We start from the raw sequence: 21070 nt of genomic DNA on the forward strand, positions 1-21070 counted from the left end.
GGGAGGCAGTGGCGATGAGCGGGATGAAGCGAACCACCGAGAAGAACCTGATGGTTTTCTCCGGCCGGGCCCATCCCGGTCTGGCCGAGGAGGTGGCCGAGCAGCTCGGTGCCGGCCTGGTCCCCACCTCGGCGTACGACTTCGCCAACGGTGAGATCTACGTCCGGTTCGAGGAGTCGGTGCGCGGTAGCGACGCGTTCGTGATCCAGAGCCACACCTCGCCGATCAACGAGTGGATCATGGAGCAGCTGATCATGGTCGACGCGCTGAAGCGGGCGTCGGCCAAGCGGATCACCGTGGTACTGCCGTTCTACGGCTACGCCCGGCAGGACAAGAAGCACCGCGGCCGGGAGCCGATCTCGGCCCGGCTGATGGCCGACCTGTTCAAGACCGCCGGCGCGAACCGGCTGATCTGCGTCGACCTGCACACCTCGCAGATCCAGGGCTTCTTCGACGGGCCGGTCGACCATTTGATGGCGCTGCCGATCCTGTCTGACTACGTCCGCGACAAGTACGGCGACCAGCAGCTGGCCGTGGTCTCGCCGGACGCCGGCCGGATCAAGGTGGCCGAGCAGTGGTCGGCCCGGCTGAACAACGCGCCGCTGGCCTTCATCCACAAGACCCGCGACATCGAGCGGCCGAACGAGACCGTCGCCAACCGGGTCGTCGGTGAGGTGTCCGGCCGGGTCTGCATCCTGGTCGACGACATGATCGACACCGCGGGCACGATCACCAAGGCCGCCGACGCCCTGTACGCCGACGGCGCCGCGGGCGTGGTGATCGCGGCGACGCACGCGATCCTGTCCGGCCCGGCGGTGGACCGGCTGAAGAACTGCCAGGCCAGCGAGGTGATCGTCACCAACACGCTGCCGATCTCGGCCGAGCGCAAGTTCGACAAGCTGACCGAGCTGTCGATCGCCCCGCTGATCAGCCGCGCGATTCGCGAGGTGTTCGAGGACGGATCGGTCACCAGCCTGTTCGAGGGCCGGGCCTGATCGGTCGGGAGAGGACGCCGCCGATGCGGGTCGCCGTTTTCCATCCAGGAGCGATGGGGTCGCAGCTGGCCGCCCAGTTGGTGGCCGCGGGCCACGAGGTGCACTGGGTGCCCGAAGGCCGCAGTACGGCGTCCGTCGAGCGGGCCGAGGCGGCCGGGTTGGTCGGCGGCTCGTTCGAGGAGGTGCTCGGGGCGGCCGAGGTGGTGCTCTGCTCGTGTGCGCCGCAGGGAGCCGTCGGGATCGCGGAGCAGGTCGGGCGCAGTGGGTTCGCCGGGATCTACATCGAGGCGAACCCGTTGTCGCCGCGGTCGCTCGAGCGGGCGCAGGCGGCGTTGCCTGAGGCAACTTTCGTGGACGCCGGGGTGGTCGGTCCGCCGCCGAAGGGTGGGCCGAGCCCGACGCATCTGATGCTGTCCGGAGCGGCGGCCCGGCAGGCGGCCGATCTGTGGGCCGGGACGGCGGTCACCCCGATGGTGGTGGGCGCGGAGCCGGGTGCGGCGAGTGCGGCGAAGTCGGCGTACGCGCTGTACAACAAGGGCAAGGCCGCGCTGGCGGTACTGGCGTTCGAGCTGGCAGCCGAGCACGGGGTGACCGATGCGCTGACCGCGCAGCACACGCGGCCCGACGGCGGCTCGCTGAAGGACCCGGGACTGCCCGAGCAGCTGCGGTCGGTGGCGTGGCGGTGGGGCCCGGAGTTCGACGAGCTGGCCGAGACGCTGGACGCGGCCGGCCTGGAAGGCGACGCCGCGCGGGCGTTGCGTCAGGTGTGGACGAAGCTCACCTGAGCCGGTAGTCGGTGAGCACGAACGGCGCCAGCCGCTCCACGACGCCGGTGAGACCTTCGAGCTTCGCGGTGACCTGCGGGATCGTGTAGTCGCCCGGCCCCCACGTCACCAGCGCGTCGCCCTCGATGCGCCACTCCAGGTCGGGGTGGGCGAGCATCCACTCCATCAGCCGCGGGTGCAGCACGGCCGAGGCGTAGCGGCCGTCGGCGCAGTCGACCCAGAACGTGTCGTTGAAGGCGCCGCTTTCCAGTTCCAGGTCCGCAACGCCGAAGGCTCGGGCGATCGGGTTGTCCTTCACCAGCACCAGGCCCGGCAGCGGCACCGGCAAGATCACGGCGATCAGGTGGCACGAGTGGAAGTGGACCGAGCGCCTTCTGACTCTGACGTAACTGAAGTCGAAGGCGTGGAAAACATGCCCCCGGAAGTGCCCGGCGATCGCCCGTCGGGCTCGGCCGCGCTGGTAGATGCGCTGCGCGACCCCGACCAGGAACGGGTTCGGATCGGTCGGCTGCCAGCCGAGGGCGGCGGCCTCGGCCGCCCGGGCCGCGAACATCCGCCGCCGCTGCGCCACGACGTACGGCACCAGCAGCAGGCCGACCACCAGGAGGAGTAGCAGGACGACCACCGCAGTCGTTCCCATCAGCAGACCCCGCGCAGTACGGACACCCGCAGCAAACTACTGGATCGCCGGGCCACCCGTGGTTGGGAACGCCCCCCGCGTTCCCAACCACGGATGAGTTACGGCTGGACGGTGAAGGTGTAGGCCTTCTGCCCAGTGGTGACCGCGGCGCCGGCTGCCGTGGTGGCGGTCGCTTCGAAGACGAGGGTGTAGGTGCCGGCGGCTTCGAAGGCCCAGTTGGCATGGGCGTGGGTGTTGACGGGGAAGGAACGGTTGTCGGGCAGGCCGTTGCCACTGTCGTACCAGACCGTCGGCGTACCGAGGGAGCTGGTCGTGTAGAGGCTCACGCCGGCCGGACCGGTGGCCGACACCAGCCGGACGTTCACCGTGTTGCCCTGGAGCGCGCCGGACGGCACGCCCTCGGTGCTGAGGCCGGGCCAGACGATGGCGCTGGCCTGGGACTGCGGCAGGATCCAGACCGGCGACCCCGGCGTACCGAGGAACGCGTACGCCGAACCCGACGGCACGGTCGTCTTGCTGGCCGCGACCGCGTTGAGCACGACGTCGGCCGGGTTGCGGTCCACCGCCGGGGTGACGGTGCCGTCGCGCAGGTCGAGCGTCAGCGCCGTACCGGTCCAGTCGACGTCGAGGGCGTCCACGTGTCCCTGCGAGATCGTCGTCGCGGCGTGCGCCGGGGCGACGGACAGCAGGGTCATCAGCGTGGCCGCGGCGGCGCCGATCAGCACCCGGCCCTTCACGACACGACCTTGAAGCAGTAGGTGGCGACGGCCGAGCTGACCCGCTGGCCGGTGGCGGCCAGCGTGCCGGTGACCCGGACCTTGATCTGGTAGGTGCCGGGCGCCTCAAACGCCCAGTTGGCGTGCAGGTGACCGCCGGCCGTCGTACTGACGCGGTCGGGCAGACCGTTGCCGCTGTCAACCAGTACGGTCGGCGTACCGAAGGCGTCGGTGGTGAAGATGCTGACGTCGCCCGGGCCGTTGACCCCGACCACGTCGACCTTCAGCGCGTCACCGGTGAACACCCCGGCGGCGACTTCCTCCGCACCGATCCCCGGCCAGAGCAGCTCGGGGTCCTGCACCTGCGGCAGTACCCAGGCCCGGCCACCGGCCGCGCCCAGGAACCGGTACGCCGGGTCGGCCGGCACCGCGATCTCGGCGCCGGGCTTGGCCACCAGCTGCACCTGCGACGGCGTGTACTCGGTGCCGCTGGTGTCGTCGTGCACGTGCAGGTCGAGAGCGCCGTCCTCGAAGGCGATCCCGACGACATCGACATGGCCCTGGTCGAGCACGACCCGGGGTGCGGCCTGGGCGGGAACCGCCAGGCCGGCGGACGCGAGCACTGCCACCACGGGCAGTACGACGCGAGAGGGTTTGCGCATGGATTTTCCTTTCACGGGCGGACGGGAACCACGGCCGTCGCGGACCTGCCGCGACGGTGGCTGAGCAGGCCGTGCCGGGGCGCGAACACCCAGCAGGCGACGAACACGGCGGTGGCCGTGAGCACGATCAACCCGCCGGCGGCGAGGTTGAACGCGTAGGACAGGTAGAGCCCGGTCAGACCGGAGCCGGCGCCGATCACCGGCGCGATCAGCATCATCAGGCCGATCCGGTCGGTCAGCAGCCGGGCGCACGCGGCGGGGGTGATCAGCAGCGCGAGCACCAGGATGTTGCCGACGGCCTGCAACGAGATCACGATCGCGACCGTCACCATCGCGTAGAGCGCCATGTCCAGCCAGAAGATCGGCAGGCCGGCGGCGCGCGCGGTCTCCCGGTCCAGGCCGACCGTGACGAGCTCCTTGTGCAGGCCGCCGGTGATCAGCAGCAGCACCGCGCCGGCGACGCCGACCGTGACCACGTCCGCGCTGCCGATGCCGAGCACCGAGCCGAACAGGAACGACTCCAGCGAGCCGCCGTACCCGGGGGCGGTGCTCATCACCACGATGCCGAGGCCGAACGCGGCGGCGAAGAACACGCCGATCACCGTGTCCTCCTTGAGCCGGCGGTTCTGTGAGACGACCGCGATCGCCAGCGCGGTGGCCAGTCCGGCGACGATGCCGCCGACCACCAGGCTGGTGTGCAGCACGAACGCGATCGCGATCCCGGGAAAGACCGCGTGCGCGACGGCGTCGCCGATGAACGCCATCCCGCGCAGGGCGACGTGGCTGCCGATCACGCCGCAGACGACGCCGGACATCAGGACGACGAGGAACGCGCGCTGCATGAACACGTGCTGCCAGGGCTCGGTGAAGAACTCGATCACCGGGTCACCCCCAGGCTGTGCAGGAGCTGCTCGGACCGGGCGACGCCGAACGCCCGGAGCCAGACGGCGGGGTCGCGCAGCTCCTCCGGCGTACCGTCGGCGACCACGGTTTCGTTCAGCAGGCAGAGCCGGCTGCAGGTGTCGGCCGCCGCCGGCAGGTCGTGCGTCGTCATCAGAATCGCGATGCCTTCTCCGGTCAGCTCACCGAACAAGCGGGTGAGGATCTCCTGCGTCGGTACGTCGAGTCCGGTGAACGGCTCGTCGAGCAGGAGCAGGCGTGGCTGCAATGCGAGCGCGCGGGCGACCAGGACGCGCTGCCGCTGCCCGCCGGACAGTTCGCCGATCGGCCGCCGGCGCAGATCGGTGAGGTCGACGCGTTCCAGGGCTTCGGTGACCGCGGCGCGATCGGCCGCGCCGGGGCGACGCAACCAGCCGATCCGGTGGGTCCGGCCGGTCATCACGGCGGTGGCCACGTCGACCGGGTAGTCCCAGACGAACTCGTGCCGCTGCGGGACGTACCCGATGCTGCCGCGGGCTTCGGCGGGCGTTCGGCCGTTGACCGTGATCGTCCCGGTTCGAACGGCGAGCAGCCCGAGCAGGCAGCGCAGCAGCGTCGTTTTGCCGGCACCGTTCGGACCGATCAGGCCGACCTGTTCCGCTGAGGCGATCTGGAGGTTCACGTCGTGCAGGACCTGCCGGCCGCCGAGGTCGACCGCGACACCGGAGACGTCGAGCACGCTCATCCGCGGGCCTTCCTCGTGCGCCGCAGGACGACCAGTACGGCGCCGACGAGCAGCACTGCCGCGCCACCGGCGATCGCCCAGCGCGGTACGCCGGTCGGCTGCGAGCTGGTCGCGGGGGTGCTCGCAGGGGTCTCGCTCGTCGCCGGCTCGACCGCGAAGGCCGTCCGGGCGTCGCCGGCGCCGGCGTACAGGCGCAGGGTGCCGTGGTCGGAGACGGTGGTGCCGTCGGTCAGCCGGGCCGACATCGCGACGTCCAGCAGATAGGTGCCTTCGGCATCGAACGTCCAGTTGCCGTGCACGTGCGTGCCGACGTCCACGCCGGTCTGCTGGGGGAACGGCTTGCGGCTGTCGAACACCGGCGCCGGCTTGCCGAAGTCGGAGTTCAGGAACAGGGTGAAGGTGCCGGGACCTTCGACGCCCTGCAACGACCAGGTCACCTCACGATCGACCCGCTGGGCGACCTCGGTGTCCTGCGTGTTCCAGCCCGGCCACGGAATGCCCGCCTGCTGGACCTGCGGGATCACCCAGACCTTCTTCCCGGCCGTCCCGAGGAACGAGTACGCCGGATCGGCCGGAACCGTGACCTGCGCCTTGGCCGACGCCTGCAGCACGACGGTGTCGAGCGGCCGCCAGACCGCGGGGTCGACGGTGTCGTCGCGCAGCTGGACGGTCCACCGGCCGTCGACGAACCGCGGGCCGAGATCGACGTGCCCGTCGGCGATCACCTTCTGCTCGGTCGGTGCGGGCTCGGCGTGGGCCGCGAGCGGAACGAACGCCGTGGACAGCAGCAGCGCGGACAGCGCGAGCGCCTTCATCGCTTCCCTCCCAGGCAGCGCGTGAGCTCGTCGGCGTTGTGCCGCATCATCGCCGCGTAGGTCCGGGTCTGCGCGTCGAACGTGTCGCCGTACAGGGAGCAGACCTGGACGCCCTGGTCGTGTGCGACCTGGGTGAGCACCGAGGCGCGCTGGGTCAGGTTCGGTTCGGCGAACACGGCCGGCACCTTCAGGTTCCGGATCGTTTCGGTCAAGGTGCGGACCTGGTCCACGCTGGGCTCCTGAGCGGGGTTGGGCACCACGAATCCCGCCACGTGCAGCCCGTACGCCGCCGCGAGGTAGCCGAAGGCGTCGTGGGTGGTGACGAGCTGGCGCCGGGTGGGCGGAATGGTGGCGAGCTCGGTCCGGACGTACTGGTCCAGGTCGTCGAGCTCGCGCAGGTACGTGGCGGCGTTGTCCTGGTAGACCTGCCGGCCGTCGGGATCGGCGCTCACGAGCGTGTCGCGCATCAGTTGCACGTACGCCTTGGCGTTGGCCACGTCCTGCCACAGGTGCGGGTCGATCTCGCCGTGCACGTGCTTGCCGAGCACGGCTTGCGGCAGTTGGTGGACCTGCGTCCCGGCCGCGCCGAGGAACGCGAACCGCGCGTCGTCCGGCACGGTCTCCAACGCCTTGTTCGGTACGTCGATCACCACCTGCCCGGCCGGTACAGCGGTCTGGGTCGCGCCCGGCTTCTTCGAGTCGGAGTACGCGTAGACCTGGCCGTTGTCCAGATCGACGGTGAGATCGGTGTGGCCGCTGTCGAGCACCGTCGCGCGACCACCGGCGGCCGGGGCGACGGAGTGCGGCTCCACGCCGACGGCGAACGTGAACGTGCCCGCGCCGAGCCGTTGCGGAGTGCTCCCGTCGCCGAGGTCGAGTGCGCCCTGGAGGGTGAGCCGGTAGACACCGGGCTTGGTGAAAGCCCAGTTCAGATGGGTGTGCGCGGCGGGTGGCAGGGTCGTCCGGTCCGCCGGGCCGAGGCCGTCGGTGGAGTCGAAGTACCGATCCGGCTCGCCGAGCGACTCGGTCAGGTAGGCGACCAGCGCGCCGGGGCCGGTGAGCTGGGTGGCCGAGAGCTGCACCGACGAGGTTCTCGTCGCGCCGCGGGCTTTGCCGGTGCCGCGGACGCGCAGGCCGAGCCAGAGCACATCGAGGCCGATGTTCTCGACCAGCGGGATCACGTTGGCGCCGTACGACTCGGCGGCCTCGGCGAGGGAGACGTTCGGGCTGTCCTTTGGGGGCGTTGGCGTCGACCGCCTTGATCAGTGCCTGGGGCTCCAGCAGCAGGTGGTTGGTGAAGGTCACGTCCGCCTTGGCGACGCGCTTGGCGTCGGCGGGCGTCGGTTCGTACGAGTGCGGGTCGCCGCCGGCGGGGACGAGCGACGAGGCTTCCACCCGATCACCGCCGACGTGCTGGACGAGGTCGGCGAGGATCTCGGTCGTGGTCACCACGGTGACCTTCCCGTCGTCCTCGGACGCGCCGGCCGAGCAGCCGGTCAGCGTGACGGTGAACGCGAGCACGGCGGCGGTCAGTCGTGCGCGGCCGTTCATGCGTCACCTCGCCGGCGAGCAGCGACGACTCCGGCGGCACCGAGCAGCACGAGGACGATGCCGAGACCGATCCACGCGAGTCCGACCGGTGCACCCGCCGAAGCCAGCCGGCAGTCGGCAGCTTTCCCTGAAGGTGTTTCCGAACCAGCTGTCGGCACAGGACCAACCTGCAGGCGCACCGCCACCAGGAGCAGCGCTCGATCCGACGACGAAGGTGACCGTTTTGGTGTCGGTCGACTTCGAACCCGACGTCAGCGCCGCGGTGTGGGTGAAGCGGACCCGGTAGGTGCCCTCCTTCGTGAACGCCCAGTTGCCGTGCGCGTGAGTGCCCAGCGGCACGCGGTAGGTGTCCGGCAACCCGTCACCACTGTCGAAGATCACCTTCGGCTGCCCGAACGAGTCGAACTCGAACAACGCCAGCTTGCCCGGCCCGGACACCTGGTCCAGCCGCCAGTCCACCCCGCCCGTCACCTGCGCGGCGGAGAGCGCCTCGGTGTTCCAGCCGAGCCAGACCACACCGTCCTTCTGCGTCTGCGAGATCTGCCACAGCGGAGCGCCGGCCGTTCCGAGGAAGCCGAAGGCGCCACCGGGCGCTGTCGTCTTCGCCGCAGAGGTCAGCTGCACGGTCACCTGACCGGGATCGCGCCAGACCGGCTCCCCGGGCTTGGTGCCGTCCTTGATCCGCGACGACAGCGCCCCACCTTCGATGCGTACGGCGTAGTCCGCGTGGCCGTTGCTCAACGTCACTGTGCTCGCGGTGGACGTGGTCGGGGACGTCGTGGTCGAGGACGTCGCGGTGGGGGTGGCGCTGGTGGTGGCTGCCGGGGTCGTCGTCACGCAGGGCAGGAGCTTGCTCGGCGCGTCGCCGCCGCTACCGCCCGGCGCGGCGGTCCGGGTGGGGTTCGCAGCCGGCGGTGTGCTCGACGGGTCGGTGCTCGGCGCCTGCGTCGGCTGCGTTGTCGGCTGGGTCGGCGGTGGGGTCGTCGGAGGCCCGGTGGTTGGCGGCTGAGTGGTCGGTGGCTGGGTGGTCGGGGGAGGGCCGCCCGGGCAGAGGCCGGCGGGATCGGTCGCGCCGACCACGACCGGCAGAGTGGCCGTGTCGCTCAGCTTCTGACCGGCCTTCGTCGTCGCGGAGTAGGTGAAGGTCAACCGGTAGATGCCCTGCCGGGTGAACGCCCAGTTGCCATGAGCATGGGTCGGTCCGGCGAGCTGGATCCGCTGCGGGAGCGCCTTGCCGCTGTCGAGCGACACCAGCGGCCCACCGAACTGGTCGAACTGGTACAGCGCGACCTTGCCCGGCCCCTGCACCTTGTCCAGCGACCAGCTGACCGGGCCGCTCAGCGCGCTGTAGTCGACGGCCTCGGTGTTCCAGCCGGCCCACAGCAGTTCGTCGTTCTGCGTCTGCGGCAGCTGCCAGACCGTCGCGCCCGCCGCGCCCAGGAACCGGTACGCCGGTGCTGCGGGGACGGTCTCGTCCGCCGACGGGCGTACCTGGAAGGCGACCGAGCCCGGGTCACGCCAGACGACGGTGCCGCGAGTGCCGTCCTTCACCTGGAAGCGCAGTCGGCCGGCGACGGTCCGCGCGGCCAGATCGACGTGCCCGGCGCTCAGCACGGTCACCGCACAGCCCGACGGCGGTGGGCTGCTCGGCGGGGTCGTGGGTGGAGTGCTCGGTGGCGTCACCGGAGGAGTGGTCGGTGGCGTCGTCGGAGGAGTGGTGGTGGGTGGTGTGGTCGGAGGCGTCGTGGGCGGAGTGGTGGGCGGGGTCGTCGGCGGCGTGGTGGGAGGCGTCGTGGTCGGCGGCTCGTACGGGCCCACCACGAACGTGTACTCCACCGGCCCGCTCGTCACCGCCGTACCGGCCGCCGTGGTCGCCGACGCCTGGAACCGCAGCTTGTACGTGCCCAGCGCGCTGAACGCCCAGTTGGCGTGCACATGCGCCCCGGTCCGCTGCCGCAGCGTCCTGTACGCCGGATCGGTCGAGCTGAAGACGCGCGTGACGGCAGAGCTGACCCCGTCGTAGTTGAAGAACACCTCCACCCGGCCGGGCCCTTCGGCGCTCACCAGGCTGAGCTCGACCACGTCGTCCTGCAATGCGCCGGCCGGAATCGTCTCGGTGTCCCAGCCCGGCCACAGCAGTTCGGGATCCTGCGTCTCCGGCGCGATCCACACCGCGGACCCCGGCGCGCCGAGGAACGCGAAGAGCGGGACGTCGGGCACCTCCAGCTTGGCGGTCCCCTTGTCCTCCAGGTTGAAGACCAGCCCGGCGGGATCGGCCTCCCGGCCGTCCACCAGTCCGATCCGGGTCTTCAGGCCGAGCGCCGACCCGTCGTACGTGGTGTGCAGGACGTCGGCGTGCACGGCCTGCAGCACCTCGGGAGCAGGCGCGGCCGGTACGGCGTGGGCCGGCCGGGGGACGAGGGCGGGAACGAGCAGGAGCAGAACGGCCAAGGGCAGCAGCAGCCGTCGGCACAGGTGAGTGGCGGTCACGAAGCGGGACTCTAACTGACTTGACAATCATTTTCAGTAAGGCCGATCGATTCCCGCCCGGGTGACGGTGAAAAATCGTCGTCCGCGCGCCGGCCGCCGGAAGGTCTCGAACGGATTTCCGGTCTGGGGCAGGTGGTGGGTAGACTGTTTTGGTTGCCTCGGCGAGGGACGCCCCCCGGACTGCGCTTGTCAAAGTGCTCTACTCCGAGAAGTGCTAGGCGGGCGCGGCTCCGTGATCGACGCGGTGGTTCGTTGCCTGACGCCTTCTCCGGAGTCAAGACGTGCCCGCTGAGGCCGCGGCAACCGGTTTCACCACCAGTCAACAGATCACCGCAACAAGCTTGAGGGAGTTCATCTCGTGGCCGAGGTCAAGATCCAAGCCGAGTCGCGCACGGAGTTCGGCAAGGGTGCTGCCCGCCGAATCCGCCGGGACAACAAGGTTCCCGCCGTCCTCTACGGCCATGGCACGGACCCGGTGCACATCTCGCTGCCCGGTCACGACACCATGCTGGCCCTGAAGACCGCCAACGCCCTGATGCTGATCGAGGTGGAGGGCAGCGAGAGCCTGCTGGCGCTGCCGAAGCAGGTTCAGCGCGACCCGATCAAGGGCTTCATCGAGCACGTCGACCTGGTGATCGTGAAGCGTGGCGAGAAGGTCCAGGTGGACATCGCCGTGCACGTCGAGGGTGACGCCGCCAGCGAGACCCTGGTCGTGCTGGAGAACGCCAGCGTCCTGGTCGAGGCCGAGGCGACCCACATCCCCGACGGCGTCGTCGTGTCCGTCGAGGGCCTCGAGGCCGGCGCCCAGATCCACGCCTCCGACCTGCAGCTGCCGGCCGGCACCACGCTGGCCGTCGAGCCGGACACGCTGATCGTCAACGTGACCGCCGCCGCGACCGCCGAGCAGCTGGACGCCGAGCTGGCCGAGGCCGAGGCCGAGGCCGGCATCGAGCGGGCCGAGCCGGAGAGCACCGACGAGCCGGTCGCCGCCTCGGCGGAGTAAGGCATTTCGCCGACACAGGCAACGAACAGGAGAGGGCCGGGAGATCCGTGGCGGACGACGTGTGGTTGGTCGTCGGGCTGGGGAATCCCGGCCCTTCCTATGCCAAGACCAGGCACAACGTCGGCCAGATGGTGGTCGACGAGCTGGCCGGCCGGGTCGGCGGTGGCTGGAAGCAGCACAAGCAGGCCAAGGCCGAGGTGATCGAGACCCGCCTGAGCGGCTACCGGACGATCCTGGCCAAGCCGCGCTCGTTCATGAACGAGTCGGGTGGTCCGGTGGCCGGCCTGCTGCGCTTCTACAAGGTCGAGCCGGCCAACCTGGTCGCCGTGCACGACGAGCTGGACATCGACTTCGCCGCCCTGCGGCTCAAGTTCGGCGGCGGCGACAACGGGCACAACGGCCTGCGGTCGATCCGCAAGTCGGTGGGCACCGGTGACTACCATCGAGTGCGGTTCGGAGTCGGGCGTCCGCCCGGCCGGCAGAACCCGGCGGACTTCGTGCTGAACGAGTTCTCCAGCACCGAGCGCAAGGACCTGCCGTTCGAGCTCGACCGGACCGCCGACGCCATCGAGTCGCTGCTGGCGGACGGACTCGAAGTGACCCAAGGGAAGTACAACTCGTGAAGCTGGCCGGCCTGGTCGACACCCTCGTCACCGATCCGGTGGTCGCCGAGACGCTCCAGGACGCCCGCGGCGATCTGCGCACCGACGGCGTCGCCACCCTCGACCTCAGCGCGCCCGGCCCGATCCGCCCGGTGCTGCTGGCCGCGCTGGCCTCGCAGCGGCTCGGCGCCGACCGCCCGGTGCTCGCGGTCACCGCGACGTTCCGCGAGGCCGAGGAGCTGACCGAGGCCCTGCAGTGCCTGGTCGAGCCCGGCACGGTCGCCTACTACCCGGCCTGGGAGACGCTGCCGCACGAGCGCCTGTCGCCGCGCTCCGACACGGTCGGCCGCCGCCTCGCCGTACTGCGGCGTCTGGTCCACCCGGACCCGACGGACGAGACGACCGGGCCGATCAAGATCCTGGTCGCGCCGGTGCGGTCCGTGCTGCAGCCGCAGGTGGCCGGCCTGGCCGACCTGCGACCGGTCCAGCTGCACGTCGGCGACACCGTCGAGCTGGACGACGTGATCAACCGGCTCGCCGGCGCGGCGTACCACCGGGTCGACCTGGTCGAGCGACGCGGCGAGTTCGCGGTCCGCGGCGGCATCATCGACGTGTTCCCGCCGACCGAGGAGCACCCGCTGCGGGTCGACTTCTTCGGCGACGACGTGGAGGAGATCCGGTACTTCGCGGTCGCCGACCAGCGCTCGCTGGAGATCGCCGAGCACGGGCTGTGGGCGCCGCCGTGCCGCGAGTTGCTGCTCACCGACGAGGTGCGCGCGCGGGCCGCCGTACTGGCCAAGGAGCACCCGGAGCTGGCCGAGCTGTTCGAGAAGCTCGCCGAAGGACACGCGGTCGAGGGCATGGAGTCGCTCGCGCCCGTCCTGGTCGACCACATGGAGCTGTTGGTCGACCTGATGCCGGAAGGCACCCACGTCGTGGTCAGCGACCCCGAGCGGGTGCGCGCCCGCGCGCACGACCTGGTCGCGACCAGTCAGGAGTTCCTGGAGGCGTCCTGGGCGGCGGCCGCCGGGGGTGGCGAGGCGCCGATCGACCTGGGTGCCGCGGCGTACATGTCGCTGGCCGACGTCCGGACCCACGCGCTGGACCGCGGGCTGGCCTGGTGGAGCCTGTCGCCGTTCGTCTCCGCGCCGACCGACAGCCCCGAGCTGCGCGACTCGATGGGCGCGCGGGTCTCGTTCGACATCGACACCGACGCCGGCGCGGTCCGCAGCCGGCAGATCGCCGCGCACGAGGTCGAGGCTTACCGGGGCGAGACCGCCGCCGCCGTCGAGGACGTCCGCGGCTGGTTGCGCGACGGCTGGCGGGTCGTCTGCGTCACCGAGGGCCACGGTCCGGCCCAGCGGCTGGCCGAGGTGTTCTCCGAGGCGGAACTGCCGGCCCGGACGGTCGACTCGATCGACGGTGTCCCGGAGCCGGGCGTCGTACTGATCTCCCAGGGCGCGCTCGACCACGGGTTCGTTGCTAAAGGCATCAAGTTCGCGGTGCTCACCGAGAACGACCTGGCCGGTCAGCGCTCGGCGGCCGAACGCCGTTCGCAGCAACGGATGCCGAGCCGCCGGAAGAAGACGATCGACCCGCTGGAGCTCGGCCCCGGCGACTTCGTCGTGCACGAGCAGCACGGCGTCGGCCGGTACGTCGAGATGATGCAGCGCACCGTCGGCACCGGCCAGCAGAAGGCCACCCGCGAGTACGTCGTGATCGAGTTCGCGCCGAGCAAGCGCGGCCAGCCCGGCGACCGGCTGTACGTGCCGACCGACCAGCTCGACCAGGTCACCCGGTACGTCGGCGGTGAGCAGCCCACGCTGGACAAGATGGGCGGCGGCGACTGGGCCAAGCGCAAGGGCCGCGCCCGCAAGGCGGTCCGCCAGATCGCCGGCGAGCTGATCAAGCTGTACGCCGCGCGCCAGGCGACCAAGGGCCACGCGTTCGCCAAGGACACCCCGTGGCAGGCCGAGCTGGAAGACGCGTTCCCGTTCGTCGAGACGCCGGACCAGCTGGCCACCATCGACGACGTGAAGCGCGACATGGAACGCGTCACCCCGATGGACCGGATCGTCTGCGGCGACGTCGGCTACGGCAAGACCGAGATCGCGGTCCGGGCGGCGTTCAAGGCGGTCCAGGACGGCAAGCAGGTCGCCGTACTGGTGCCGACCACGTTGCTGGTCCAGCAGCACTACGCGACCTTCGCGGAGCGCTACGCCGCGTTCCCGGTGAACGTCGCGCCACTGTCGCGGTTCCAGACCGACAAGGAGGCCAAGGCCACGCTGGACGGGCTGGCCGACGGCTCGGTCGACGTGGTGATCGGTACGCACCGGCTGCTGTCGGGCGAGGTGCAGTTCAAGGACCTCGGGCTGGTCATCGTCGACGAGGAGCAGCGGTTCGGTGTCGAGGCCAAGGAGCAGCTGAAGCGGCTGCGGACGGCGGTCGACGTGCTGACGATGTCGGCGACGCCGATCCCGCGCACGCTGGAGATGTCGATCACCGGCATCCGGGAGATGTCCACCATCGCCACCCCGCCGGAGGAACGGCACCCGGTGCTGACCTTCGTCGGCGCGTACGAGGAAGGCCAGGTGACCGCCGCGATCCGGCGCGAGCTGCTGCGCGAGGGCCAGGTCTTCGTCGTGCACAACCGGGTGAACACGATCGAGAAGGCGGCCGCCCGGATCCGTCAGCTGGTCCCCGAGGCGCGGGTCGCGGTCGCGCACGGGCAGATGCCCGAGCACCACCTCGAGCAGGTCATCCAGGGTTTTTGGGAGAAGCAGTCCGACGTCATCGTCTGTACGACGATCGTCGAGTCCGGCATCGACATCTCCAACGCGAACACGATGATCGTCGAGCGCGCCGACCTGCTCGGCCTGTCCCAGCTGCACCAGCTGCGCGGCCGGGTCGGCCGCGGCCGGGAACGCGCCTACGCCTACTTCTTCTACCCGCCGGAGAAGCCGCTCACCGAGACCGCGCACGACCGGCTGGCCACGATCGCGCAGCACGCGGACCTGGGCGGCGGCATGGCGGTGGCGATGAAGGACCTGGAGATCCGCGGCGCCGGCAACCTGCTCGGCGGCGAGCAGTCCGGGCACATCGCCGACGTCGGTTTCGACCTGTACGTACGGCTGGTCGGCGAGGCGGTCGCGGAGTACCGCGGCGACACCCAGGCCGAGGAGCCCGAGGTCAAGATCGAGCTGCCGATCGACGCGCACCTGCCGCACGACTACGTGCCCTCGCAGCGGCTGCGGCTGGAGATGTACCAGCGGATCGCGGCGGTCCGCGACGAGGCCGGCGTGGCCGAGCTGGTCGAGGAACTGCACGACCGGTACGGCGACATCCCGCAGCCGGTGCTGAACCTGATCGAGGTGGCCACGTTCCGCAACCACGCCCGGGCGGCGGGGCTGCACGACGTCACCCTGCAGGGCAATCTGATCCGGTTCGGCCCGGTCGACCTGCCCGACTCGAAGGTGCTGCGGCTGAACAGGCTGTACCCGAAGAGTCTGGTGAAGCCGCAACTGCGTACGATCCTGGTGCCGAGACCTGCCACCCGGCCGGTCGCCGGTCAGCCGCTGCGCGACCAGGAGCTGCTGCAGTGGTGCACCAGACTGATCGACGATGTGATCGCCGAGCCCGTGGGGGCCACGGCCCAATGAGTTCAACACCGAAAAGTTTCAGCTGGAGGAGAGTCCGTTGAGCAGAAAACTCGCACACGTGGCGGGTGCCGCGCTGGCGTCGGTCCTGCTGCTGGGTGGGTGTGCCGCGGGGACCCACCCGGGCGCGGCCGCCGTCGTCGGCGGCACCGAGATCAGCGTGGGCGACGTGGACCAGACCTCGGAAGCGGTCGGCAAGGCGCTCGGCCAGCCGTTCACGGCCGCGACGACGCTCAGCGAGCTGGTCAACAGCGCGCTCGTCGCGCAGGTCGCCGACCAGCGCTCGATCACCGTCTCCGACGCCGAGATCACCCCCGCGATGAAGGCCGTCGTCGGTGACCAGGCGGTCTACGAGAAGTTCGTCGCCGACCCGGTCGCGAACGTGTTCCTGCGCGACGTGGCCAAGGCGGCGATCGGCACCATCAAGCTCGGTGGCGGCACCGGCATCACCGACCCGAACGTGCAGCAGGCCCAGCAGGCCGGTCTGGTCGCGCTGCGGGACGCCTCGAAGAACATCGAGGTGGACATCGCGCCGCGGTTCGGCAAGTGGAGCGACGGCCGGATCGACGGCAAGGTGTCCGGCTCGCTGTCGGAGGAGTCCGCGCAGGCCAAGGCCAAGCGCGAGGCGGCCGAGCAGCAGCAACAGCAGCAGCAGCCCCAGCAGCCGCAGGGCTGAGCGCTCGCCTGATGATCAAGGTCGTCCTGACCAGCCCGCGGGTCGCGCCGGGTCTGCTGACCCGCGCGGCCTGGCAGGCGCTCGAGCGGGCCGAGGTGATCGGTGCCGCGGCCGGCGTCGAGAGCCCGACCGTCCAGGCCGTTGTCGGCTCGGGACTGGTCGTCACATCGGTCGAGGGTGGCGCCGACGAGCAGTGGAGCTGGCTGGTCTCGGCCGCTTCCGAAGGCCGGGCGGTGGCCTGGCTGGTGGGCGAGGACGGCGAGCCGGCGCTGCTGCGGCTGGTCGCCGACCACCTCGCGCGCGAGCCGCGTCCGGCGTACGAGGTGGAGATCCTGCACGGCTCGTACGACGTACCGGGGGCGCGGCTGATCGACCTGGTCCAGGTGATGGACCGGCTGCGGCGCAACTGCCCGTGGGACCAGGAGCAGACCCACGAGTCGCTGGCCAAGTACCTGCTCGAGGAGACCTACGAGACCCTCGAGGCGATCGGCACCGGCGACTCCGAGCACCTGCGCGAGGAGCTCGGCGACCTGCTGCTCCAGGTCGTCTTCCACGCGCGGATCGCCGAGGAGACCGTCGAGGACCCCGACGGTGACGACGGCCCGTGGTCGATCGACGACGTCGCCGGCGGCATCGTCGAGAAGCTGATCCGCCGCCATCCGCACGTGTTCGGCTCGGTGGACGCCACCGACGTCGCCACGGTCGAGGCGAACTGGGAGACCATCAAGGCCGCCGAGAAGCAGCGCTCGTCGGTGCTCGAGGGAATTCCGCTCGCGCTGCCCGCGCTGGCGCTGGCCGACAAGGTCCTGTCACGCGCCGCGAAGGTCCTGCCGCCGGCGGACACGGCGGGGGAGCTCGCCGAGGAGCAGGTCGGCGCCGCTCTGCTCCATCTCGTCCGTCAGGCCCGGTCCGCCGGCGTCGACCCCGAACAGGCCCTGCGCAACGCCGTCCGGCAGTTGGCCGAGCAGGTACGCGCCGCCGAGTAGCCGCGCGCTTGACGCAACCGGTTGGTTGCCATACTTTGGATAGCAACTGAAAGGTTGCTATCCATGGTTCCTGATCGCATCGAACGTGTTCTCGACCTCGCCCACCCGCCCGCGAAGGTCTGGGCGGCCATCACCACCGCCGAAGGACTCGGCACCTGGTTCGGCCAGCAGGCCTCGATCGACCTGCGGCCGGGCGGTGCCGGCCGGCTGACCTGGCCCGACAACAGCGTCGAGCTGCGCGTGGAGCGCGTCGACGAGCCGCGGGTCTTCGCCTTCACCTGGCCGGTCGACGGCCGCCCGGGCGACCAGCGCCGGACGTACGTCGAGTTCACCCTCGAGCCGGCCGGCGACGGAACCCGGCTCACCGTGGTGGAGACCGGCTTCGCCCAGTTCGCCGACGACACGGCGTACCGGGGAAACAGCGACGGCTGGGGGCGTGAGCTCGCCGAGCTGGTCGAGTACCTCGATGCCGCCTGACGCCGAGGCGGTCGCCGAACAGGTTTTTGTCGCGCTCGCCGACCCCAGCCGCCGCGGCATCCTCGCCGAGCTCGCCGCGAACGGCCCCGCCACCGCGACCGAGCTCGCCGAGCGCCTGCCGATCACCCGGCAGGCGATCGCCAAGCACCTCGCCCTGCTCACCGAAGCCGGCCTGCTGACCGCGGAGCCGGGCGAGCGCCGCCGCATCCGCTACCGGCTCGACTCCGCTCCGATCCAGGTCGCCCAGCAGTTCCTCGCCGCGCTGGCCCGCGACTGGGACGGCCGCCTGGATGCCCTGCGCACCTATCTCGACAACTGACTTTCCCGAGGATGTGATCTCGATGTTCATGCCGATCTCACCCGCCGTCGACGCCGCCCGCAGGCAGTCCCGGTCCGCGCTCCCGGATGCCCCGATCGTCCCGCACACCCCACGCGAACCCCGCCGCCCTCACGCCGTACGCCGATCCGTCGCCCGCGTACTCGCCGCGGCCGCCGTACGCCTCGACCCCACCCAACGGCCCGCCGTGCTGAGGTGCTGAGCGGCCTCGGGGGAAGCGACAATGGACGCCGTGAACGACGTCGTCCGGACCAGTAAGCGCGTGTCCTGGCTGCTGCGCCATGGCGCGGGGCAGCGAGGACTCGCGATGACCGCCGACGGGTGGGCCTCGATCGACGACGTGCTCACCGAGCTCGGGATCGACCGGGGCACGCTGGATCGCGCCGTCGAGCGCAACGACAAGAACCGGCTACAGGTGGACGGCGAGCGGATCCGTGCCTGCCAAGGGCATTCGCTCGAGGGGATGCCGGTCACCCGTGAAGCTCTGGAGAACAGTTGGGTACGGGTGCACCCCGAGCATCCGCTCTGGCACGGTACGACGCCGGCGGCGGTCGCCGCGATCCGGCGGGAAGGGCTGCGACCGGGCCGTCGTACGCACGTCCACCTGGCCCCGAGCGCGGACAGCCGCGTCGGCAAACGCTTCACCGCGGCCGTGCTGCTGCGGATCGACCCGACCGGCTTGGTCGTGTTCGAAGCGCCCAATGGCGTGATCCTGACGCGGCACGTGCCGCCGGACGCCATCGTGTGGGGCGGCTGACCGCGACGAGGCGGCCGGTCTCGCCGTTCGACGAGTCCGGAGTGGCGTTGTCGGATCTGCCCAAGGTCGTTCGATGTGCTGGTAGAGAGCGGGCACCGGGCCCGATGTGCTCGAGTTGGCGCACCACGTGGCAGTAGTCGGCGACACCGTCTCGCCGTTCATGGCGCCTCCGCGCACGGACCCAGCCGCGTTGCGCGCGGCGGACTCGCTGCTGAGGGCCTACCCACGCATCCGGGTGAGAAGGTCGAGCAGCTGACGTTGTTCAGGTCGCGTGAGCCGCTCGAACACCGCGGACTCGTGCAGCCGGTCGCGCATGTCGCTCCAGAGTTGCCGGCCGCGATCGGTCAGCACGAGGACGCGCTTGCGGCCGTCGTCCGGATGCGGCCGCCGGGCGATGAGGCCGGCGGCTTCGAGCTTGTCGGCGGTGAGGCTGGCGGTGGACGGGTCGCGGCCGAGGCGACGCGCCAGCTCCCGGGGGGTGACGGGCTCCTCGCTCAACGCGAGTATCCGCAGCGGCAGCGCGACCGACGCCGGGGCGTCGAACTCGCGCAGGGTCGTGGCGATGGTCGCCTGCGCGCTGTCGGCGAGGCCGACGATCAGCTCGAGGATCGCTGCCTTGTCTTCGCTCGCACTGGTGCCCACGCGTTCATGCTAGCCTGAAAACTCAGTGAGTTAACTCAATGAGTTTGGAGAATCAATGCCCCACGATGCCAAGCGGGGAACCGTCGTCGTTACCGGCGCGACCGGCTACCTCGCGGGCTGGGTGATCGTCGAGCTCCTGCAGCGCGGCTACCGCGTGCGGGCGACCGTGCGCGACCTCGAGCGCGCCGAACCCGCCCGTGCCGCGATCGTGGCCCGCAGTGCAACGGGAACGTTGGAGCTCGTGCGCGCCGACCTCCTCGCCGACGCGGGCTGGGACGACGCCGTCGCCGGCGCCGACGCGGTGCTCCACACCGCCTCGCCCATGCCGTTCGACACAAGGACCGACCTGATCACTTCAGCTCGCGAGGGCACCCGGCGCGTGCTCACCGCCGCCGCGCGGAACGGCGTGCAGCGCGTCGTGTTCACCTCGTCGGGTGCGACCGCGCGGCCCGACGACCCGGCCGGCGTCGCCATCGAAACGATGTGGTCCGAACCGGTGGGCACGGCGGCGCACATGTATCCGGACTCGAAGATCTACGCCGAGCGGCTCGCCTGGGAGCTGGCCGGCGAGCTCGGACTGCGCCTGACGACCGTGCTGCCGTCGTTCATGCAGGGACCACCGGTGGGCGCGCCCGAGCGAGCCGGCACGATCGACGTGATCCGCCGCTTGCTCGACAGGGCGCTCCCGGCCCTGCCCCACCTGGGCTGGAACATCGTCGACGTGCGCGACGTGGCGCGCCTGCACGTGCTGGCGCTCGAGAACCCGGCCTCGATCGGCGAGCGCTACCACGGATCCGGCACGTTCCACTGGTACCGCGACGTCGCCCGCGTCCTCCGCGCAGGACTGCCGGAGCAGACGCGCAAAGTGCCGACCCGCGAGTTGCCCGACGTCGTGGTGCGGCTGATGGCGCTGCGCAACCGCCAGCTGGCGATGATCGTCGGCGAGCTGGGCATCACCCGCACCGTCGACAACAGCAAGGCGCGTACCCAGCTCGCCTGGACCCCACGCGACGCGGAGACCACGATCCTCGACACCGCACGGGCGTTGATCGCCGACGGCGCTGGACGTTGAGGCTCCAGGCGCGAAGAGCCCGTACGCCGCGCGCTCGCGCGGCGGGAGAGCACCTGCGCGCCTAAGGTGCGGTCATGGTCGACCGGATTGCAATCGCAGTCGCTGTACTGGTGCGCGACGGTCTCGTGCTCCTGGTGCATCGTCATCCAGCGCGTCGGTGGTATCCCGACTCCTGGAGCTTCTCCGCCGGCGGGCATGTCGAGGCGGACGAGTTGCCTCACCAGGCCGTCGGCCGGGAATGCCTCGAAGAACTCGGGGTCCACGTGCACGATCCGGTTCCCATCCCGATGACAGTCAGCGACCCGACCCTCGACGTGCACGCGTTCCTCGTCACGTGCTGGGATGGGGAACCTGTCAACGCCGCACCGGAGGAGCACGACGACCTTCGCTGGTTCCGGCCCGGTGAGCTCGCGGAGTTGAAGATGGCCCACCCGGAGAGCCTGCCGAACCTCCTGAGCGCGGTCCAGGTTGCAACCGGTTAGTCGGTAGGCCCCTACAACCAGGCGAAGCCGCCTGCGCCGTGGCGCCGACCCCAACCACAGCGCGGTCACCGCGCGACAGCGCGCACTCGTGGGCGCCGAGCC

At 70.8% G+C, this 21070-nt stretch carries 21 protein-coding genes and 1 pseudogene; 12 read left to right on the top strand and 10 right to left on the bottom strand.

What is annotated here, in order from left to right; all coding sequences use genetic code 11:
* Positions 1-14 precede the first annotated feature (14 nt).
* Positions 15-995 carry a ribose-phosphate diphosphokinase gene (locus BWI15_RS16335; RefSeq protein WP_077015269.1) on the top strand — a complete coding sequence of 327 codons (981 nt, stop codon included), beginning with the start codon at positions 15-17 and terminating at the stop codon, positions 993-995.
* 23 nt (positions 996-1018) lie between these two features.
* A complete protein-coding gene (locus BWI15_RS16340) occupies positions 1019-1780 on the top strand; it encodes a DUF1932 domain-containing protein (protein WP_077015270.1) in 762 nt (253 codons plus the stop codon).
* On the opposite strand, the gene BWI15_RS16345 is transcribed toward BWI15_RS16340, so the two are convergent.
* From BWI15_RS16345 to BWI15_RS16380, 8 genes and pseudogenes are all read right to left on the bottom strand, one after another.
* Positions 1773-2420: a hypothetical protein gene (locus BWI15_RS16345; protein WP_143465640.1), complete on the bottom strand. Its 648-nt coding sequence runs from the start codon at positions 2418-2420 to the stop codon at positions 1773-1775. The two genes, BWI15_RS16340 and BWI15_RS16345, sit on opposite strands and share 8 nt — an antisense overlap.
* A gap of 98 nt (positions 2421-2518) precedes the next feature.
* The gene (locus BWI15_RS16350; protein WP_083750807.1) at positions 2519-3157 is read right to left on the bottom strand and encodes a choice-of-anchor M domain-containing protein; all 639 of its coding nucleotides are present in this window, start codon (positions 3155-3157) and stop codon (positions 2519-2521) included.
* A complete protein-coding gene (locus BWI15_RS16355) occupies positions 3154-3798 on the bottom strand; it encodes a choice-of-anchor M domain-containing protein (protein WP_077015272.1) in 645 nt (214 codons plus the stop codon). Before BWI15_RS16355 ends, BWI15_RS16350 begins: the two co-directional genes overlap by 4 nt.
* 11 nt (positions 3799-3809) lie before the next feature.
* On the bottom strand, positions 3810-4640 hold the full coding sequence (locus BWI15_RS16360) for an anchored repeat-type ABC transporter permease subunit (RefSeq protein WP_077016017.1): 831 nt from the start codon (positions 4638-4640) through the stop codon (positions 3810-3812).
* A 35-nt stretch (positions 4641-4675) separates the two neighbouring features.
* Positions 4676-5422, bottom strand: a complete 747-nt coding sequence (locus BWI15_RS16365) for an anchored repeat-type ABC transporter ATP-binding subunit (RefSeq protein WP_077015273.1) — start codon at positions 5420-5422, stop codon at positions 4676-4678.
* A complete protein-coding gene (locus BWI15_RS16370) occupies positions 5419-6237 on the bottom strand; it encodes a choice-of-anchor M domain-containing protein (protein WP_077015274.1) in 819 nt (272 codons plus the stop codon). The genes BWI15_RS16365 and BWI15_RS16370 overlap by 4 nt, the downstream gene beginning before the upstream one ends.
* Positions 6234-7788: pseudogene (locus BWI15_RS16375) on the bottom strand (anchored repeat ABC transporter, substrate-binding protein). The gene BWI15_RS16370 and the pseudogene BWI15_RS16375 overlap by 4 nt, the downstream one beginning before the upstream one ends.
* Before the next feature lie 3 nt (positions 7789-7791).
* Positions 7792-10278, bottom strand: coding sequence for a TIGR03773 family transporter-associated surface protein (locus tag BWI15_RS16380; RefSeq protein ID WP_077015275.1), 2487 nt, complete (start codon positions 10276-10278; stop codon positions 7792-7794).
* A 358-nt stretch (positions 10279-10636) separates the two neighbouring features.
* Here BWI15_RS16380 and BWI15_RS16385 point away from each other — a divergent pair, with 358 nt between their 5' ends.
* From BWI15_RS16385 to BWI15_RS16415, 7 genes are all read left to right on the top strand, one after another.
* Positions 10637-11281: a 50S ribosomal protein L25/general stress protein Ctc gene (locus BWI15_RS16385; RefSeq protein ID WP_077015276.1), complete on the top strand. Its 645-nt coding sequence runs from the start codon at positions 10637-10639 to the stop codon at positions 11279-11281.
* Positions 11282-11328: 47 nt separating this feature from the next.
* Positions 11329-11904 carry an aminoacyl-tRNA hydrolase gene (gene pth / locus BWI15_RS16390; protein ID WP_077015277.1) on the top strand — a complete coding sequence of 192 codons (576 nt, stop codon included), beginning with the start codon at positions 11329-11331 and terminating at the stop codon, positions 11902-11904.
* The gene (gene mfd, locus BWI15_RS16395) at positions 11901-15542 is read left to right on the top strand and encodes a transcription-repair coupling factor (protein ID WP_077015278.1); all 3642 of its coding nucleotides are present in this window, start codon (positions 11901-11903) and stop codon (positions 15540-15542) included. The genes pth and mfd overlap by 4 nt, the downstream gene beginning before the upstream one ends.
* Positions 15543-15579: 37 nt before the next feature.
* A complete protein-coding gene (locus BWI15_RS16400) occupies positions 15580-16215 on the top strand; it encodes a SurA N-terminal domain-containing protein (protein ID WP_077015279.1) in 636 nt (211 codons plus the stop codon).
* A gap of 11 nt (positions 16216-16226) precedes the next feature.
* Positions 16227-17201, top strand: a complete 975-nt coding sequence (locus tag BWI15_RS16405) for a MazG family protein (protein ID WP_083750809.1) — start codon at positions 16227-16229, stop codon at positions 17199-17201.
* Between the two features lie 63 nt (positions 17202-17264).
* The gene (locus tag BWI15_RS16410; protein ID WP_077015280.1) at positions 17265-17678 is read left to right on the top strand and encodes an SRPBCC domain-containing protein; all 414 of its coding nucleotides are present in this window, start codon (positions 17265-17267) and stop codon (positions 17676-17678) included.
* Complete coding sequence (locus BWI15_RS16415; RefSeq protein WP_077015281.1) at positions 17668-17997, top strand: ArsR/SmtB family transcription factor; 330 nt, start codon at positions 17668-17670, stop codon at positions 17995-17997. Before BWI15_RS16410 ends, BWI15_RS16415 begins: the two co-directional genes overlap by 11 nt.
* A 37-nt stretch (positions 17998-18034) precedes the next feature.
* On the opposite strand, the gene BWI15_RS39415 is transcribed toward BWI15_RS16415, so the two are convergent.
* Complete coding sequence (locus tag BWI15_RS39415) at positions 18035-18193, bottom strand: hypothetical protein (protein ID WP_168197325.1); 159 nt, start codon at positions 18191-18193, stop codon at positions 18035-18037.
* Positions 18194-18247: 54 nt separating this feature from the next.
* Between BWI15_RS39415 and BWI15_RS16420 the strand changes: the two genes are divergently transcribed.
* Complete coding sequence (locus BWI15_RS16420; protein WP_077016019.1) at positions 18248-18772, top strand: RNA 2'-phosphotransferase; 525 nt, start codon at positions 18248-18250, stop codon at positions 18770-18772.
* 219 nt (positions 18773-18991) lie between these two features.
* Here the strand turns inward: BWI15_RS16420 and BWI15_RS16425 are convergent, their stop codons facing one another.
* Positions 18992-19414, bottom strand: a complete 423-nt coding sequence (locus tag BWI15_RS16425; RefSeq protein ID WP_077015282.1) for a MarR family winged helix-turn-helix transcriptional regulator — start codon at positions 19412-19414, stop codon at positions 18992-18994.
* Between the two features lie 55 nt (positions 19415-19469).
* Between BWI15_RS16425 and BWI15_RS16430 the strand changes: the two genes are divergently transcribed.
* Together BWI15_RS16430 and BWI15_RS16435 are read left to right on the top strand one after the other, a co-directional pair.
* Complete coding sequence (locus BWI15_RS16430; RefSeq protein WP_077015283.1) at positions 19470-20486, top strand: NAD-dependent epimerase/dehydratase family protein; 1017 nt, start codon at positions 19470-19472, stop codon at positions 20484-20486.
* A 74-nt stretch (positions 20487-20560) separates the two neighbouring features.
* A complete protein-coding gene (locus BWI15_RS16435; RefSeq protein WP_077015284.1) occupies positions 20561-20968 on the top strand; it encodes an NUDIX domain-containing protein in 408 nt (135 codons plus the stop codon).
* Positions 20969-21070 lie beyond the last annotated feature (102 nt).

Origin of the sequence: Kribbella sp. ALI-6-A (assembly GCF_001984195.1) — a bacterium.
Classification (GTDB): Bacteria; Actinomycetota; Actinomycetes; order Propionibacteriales; family Kribbellaceae; genus Kribbella.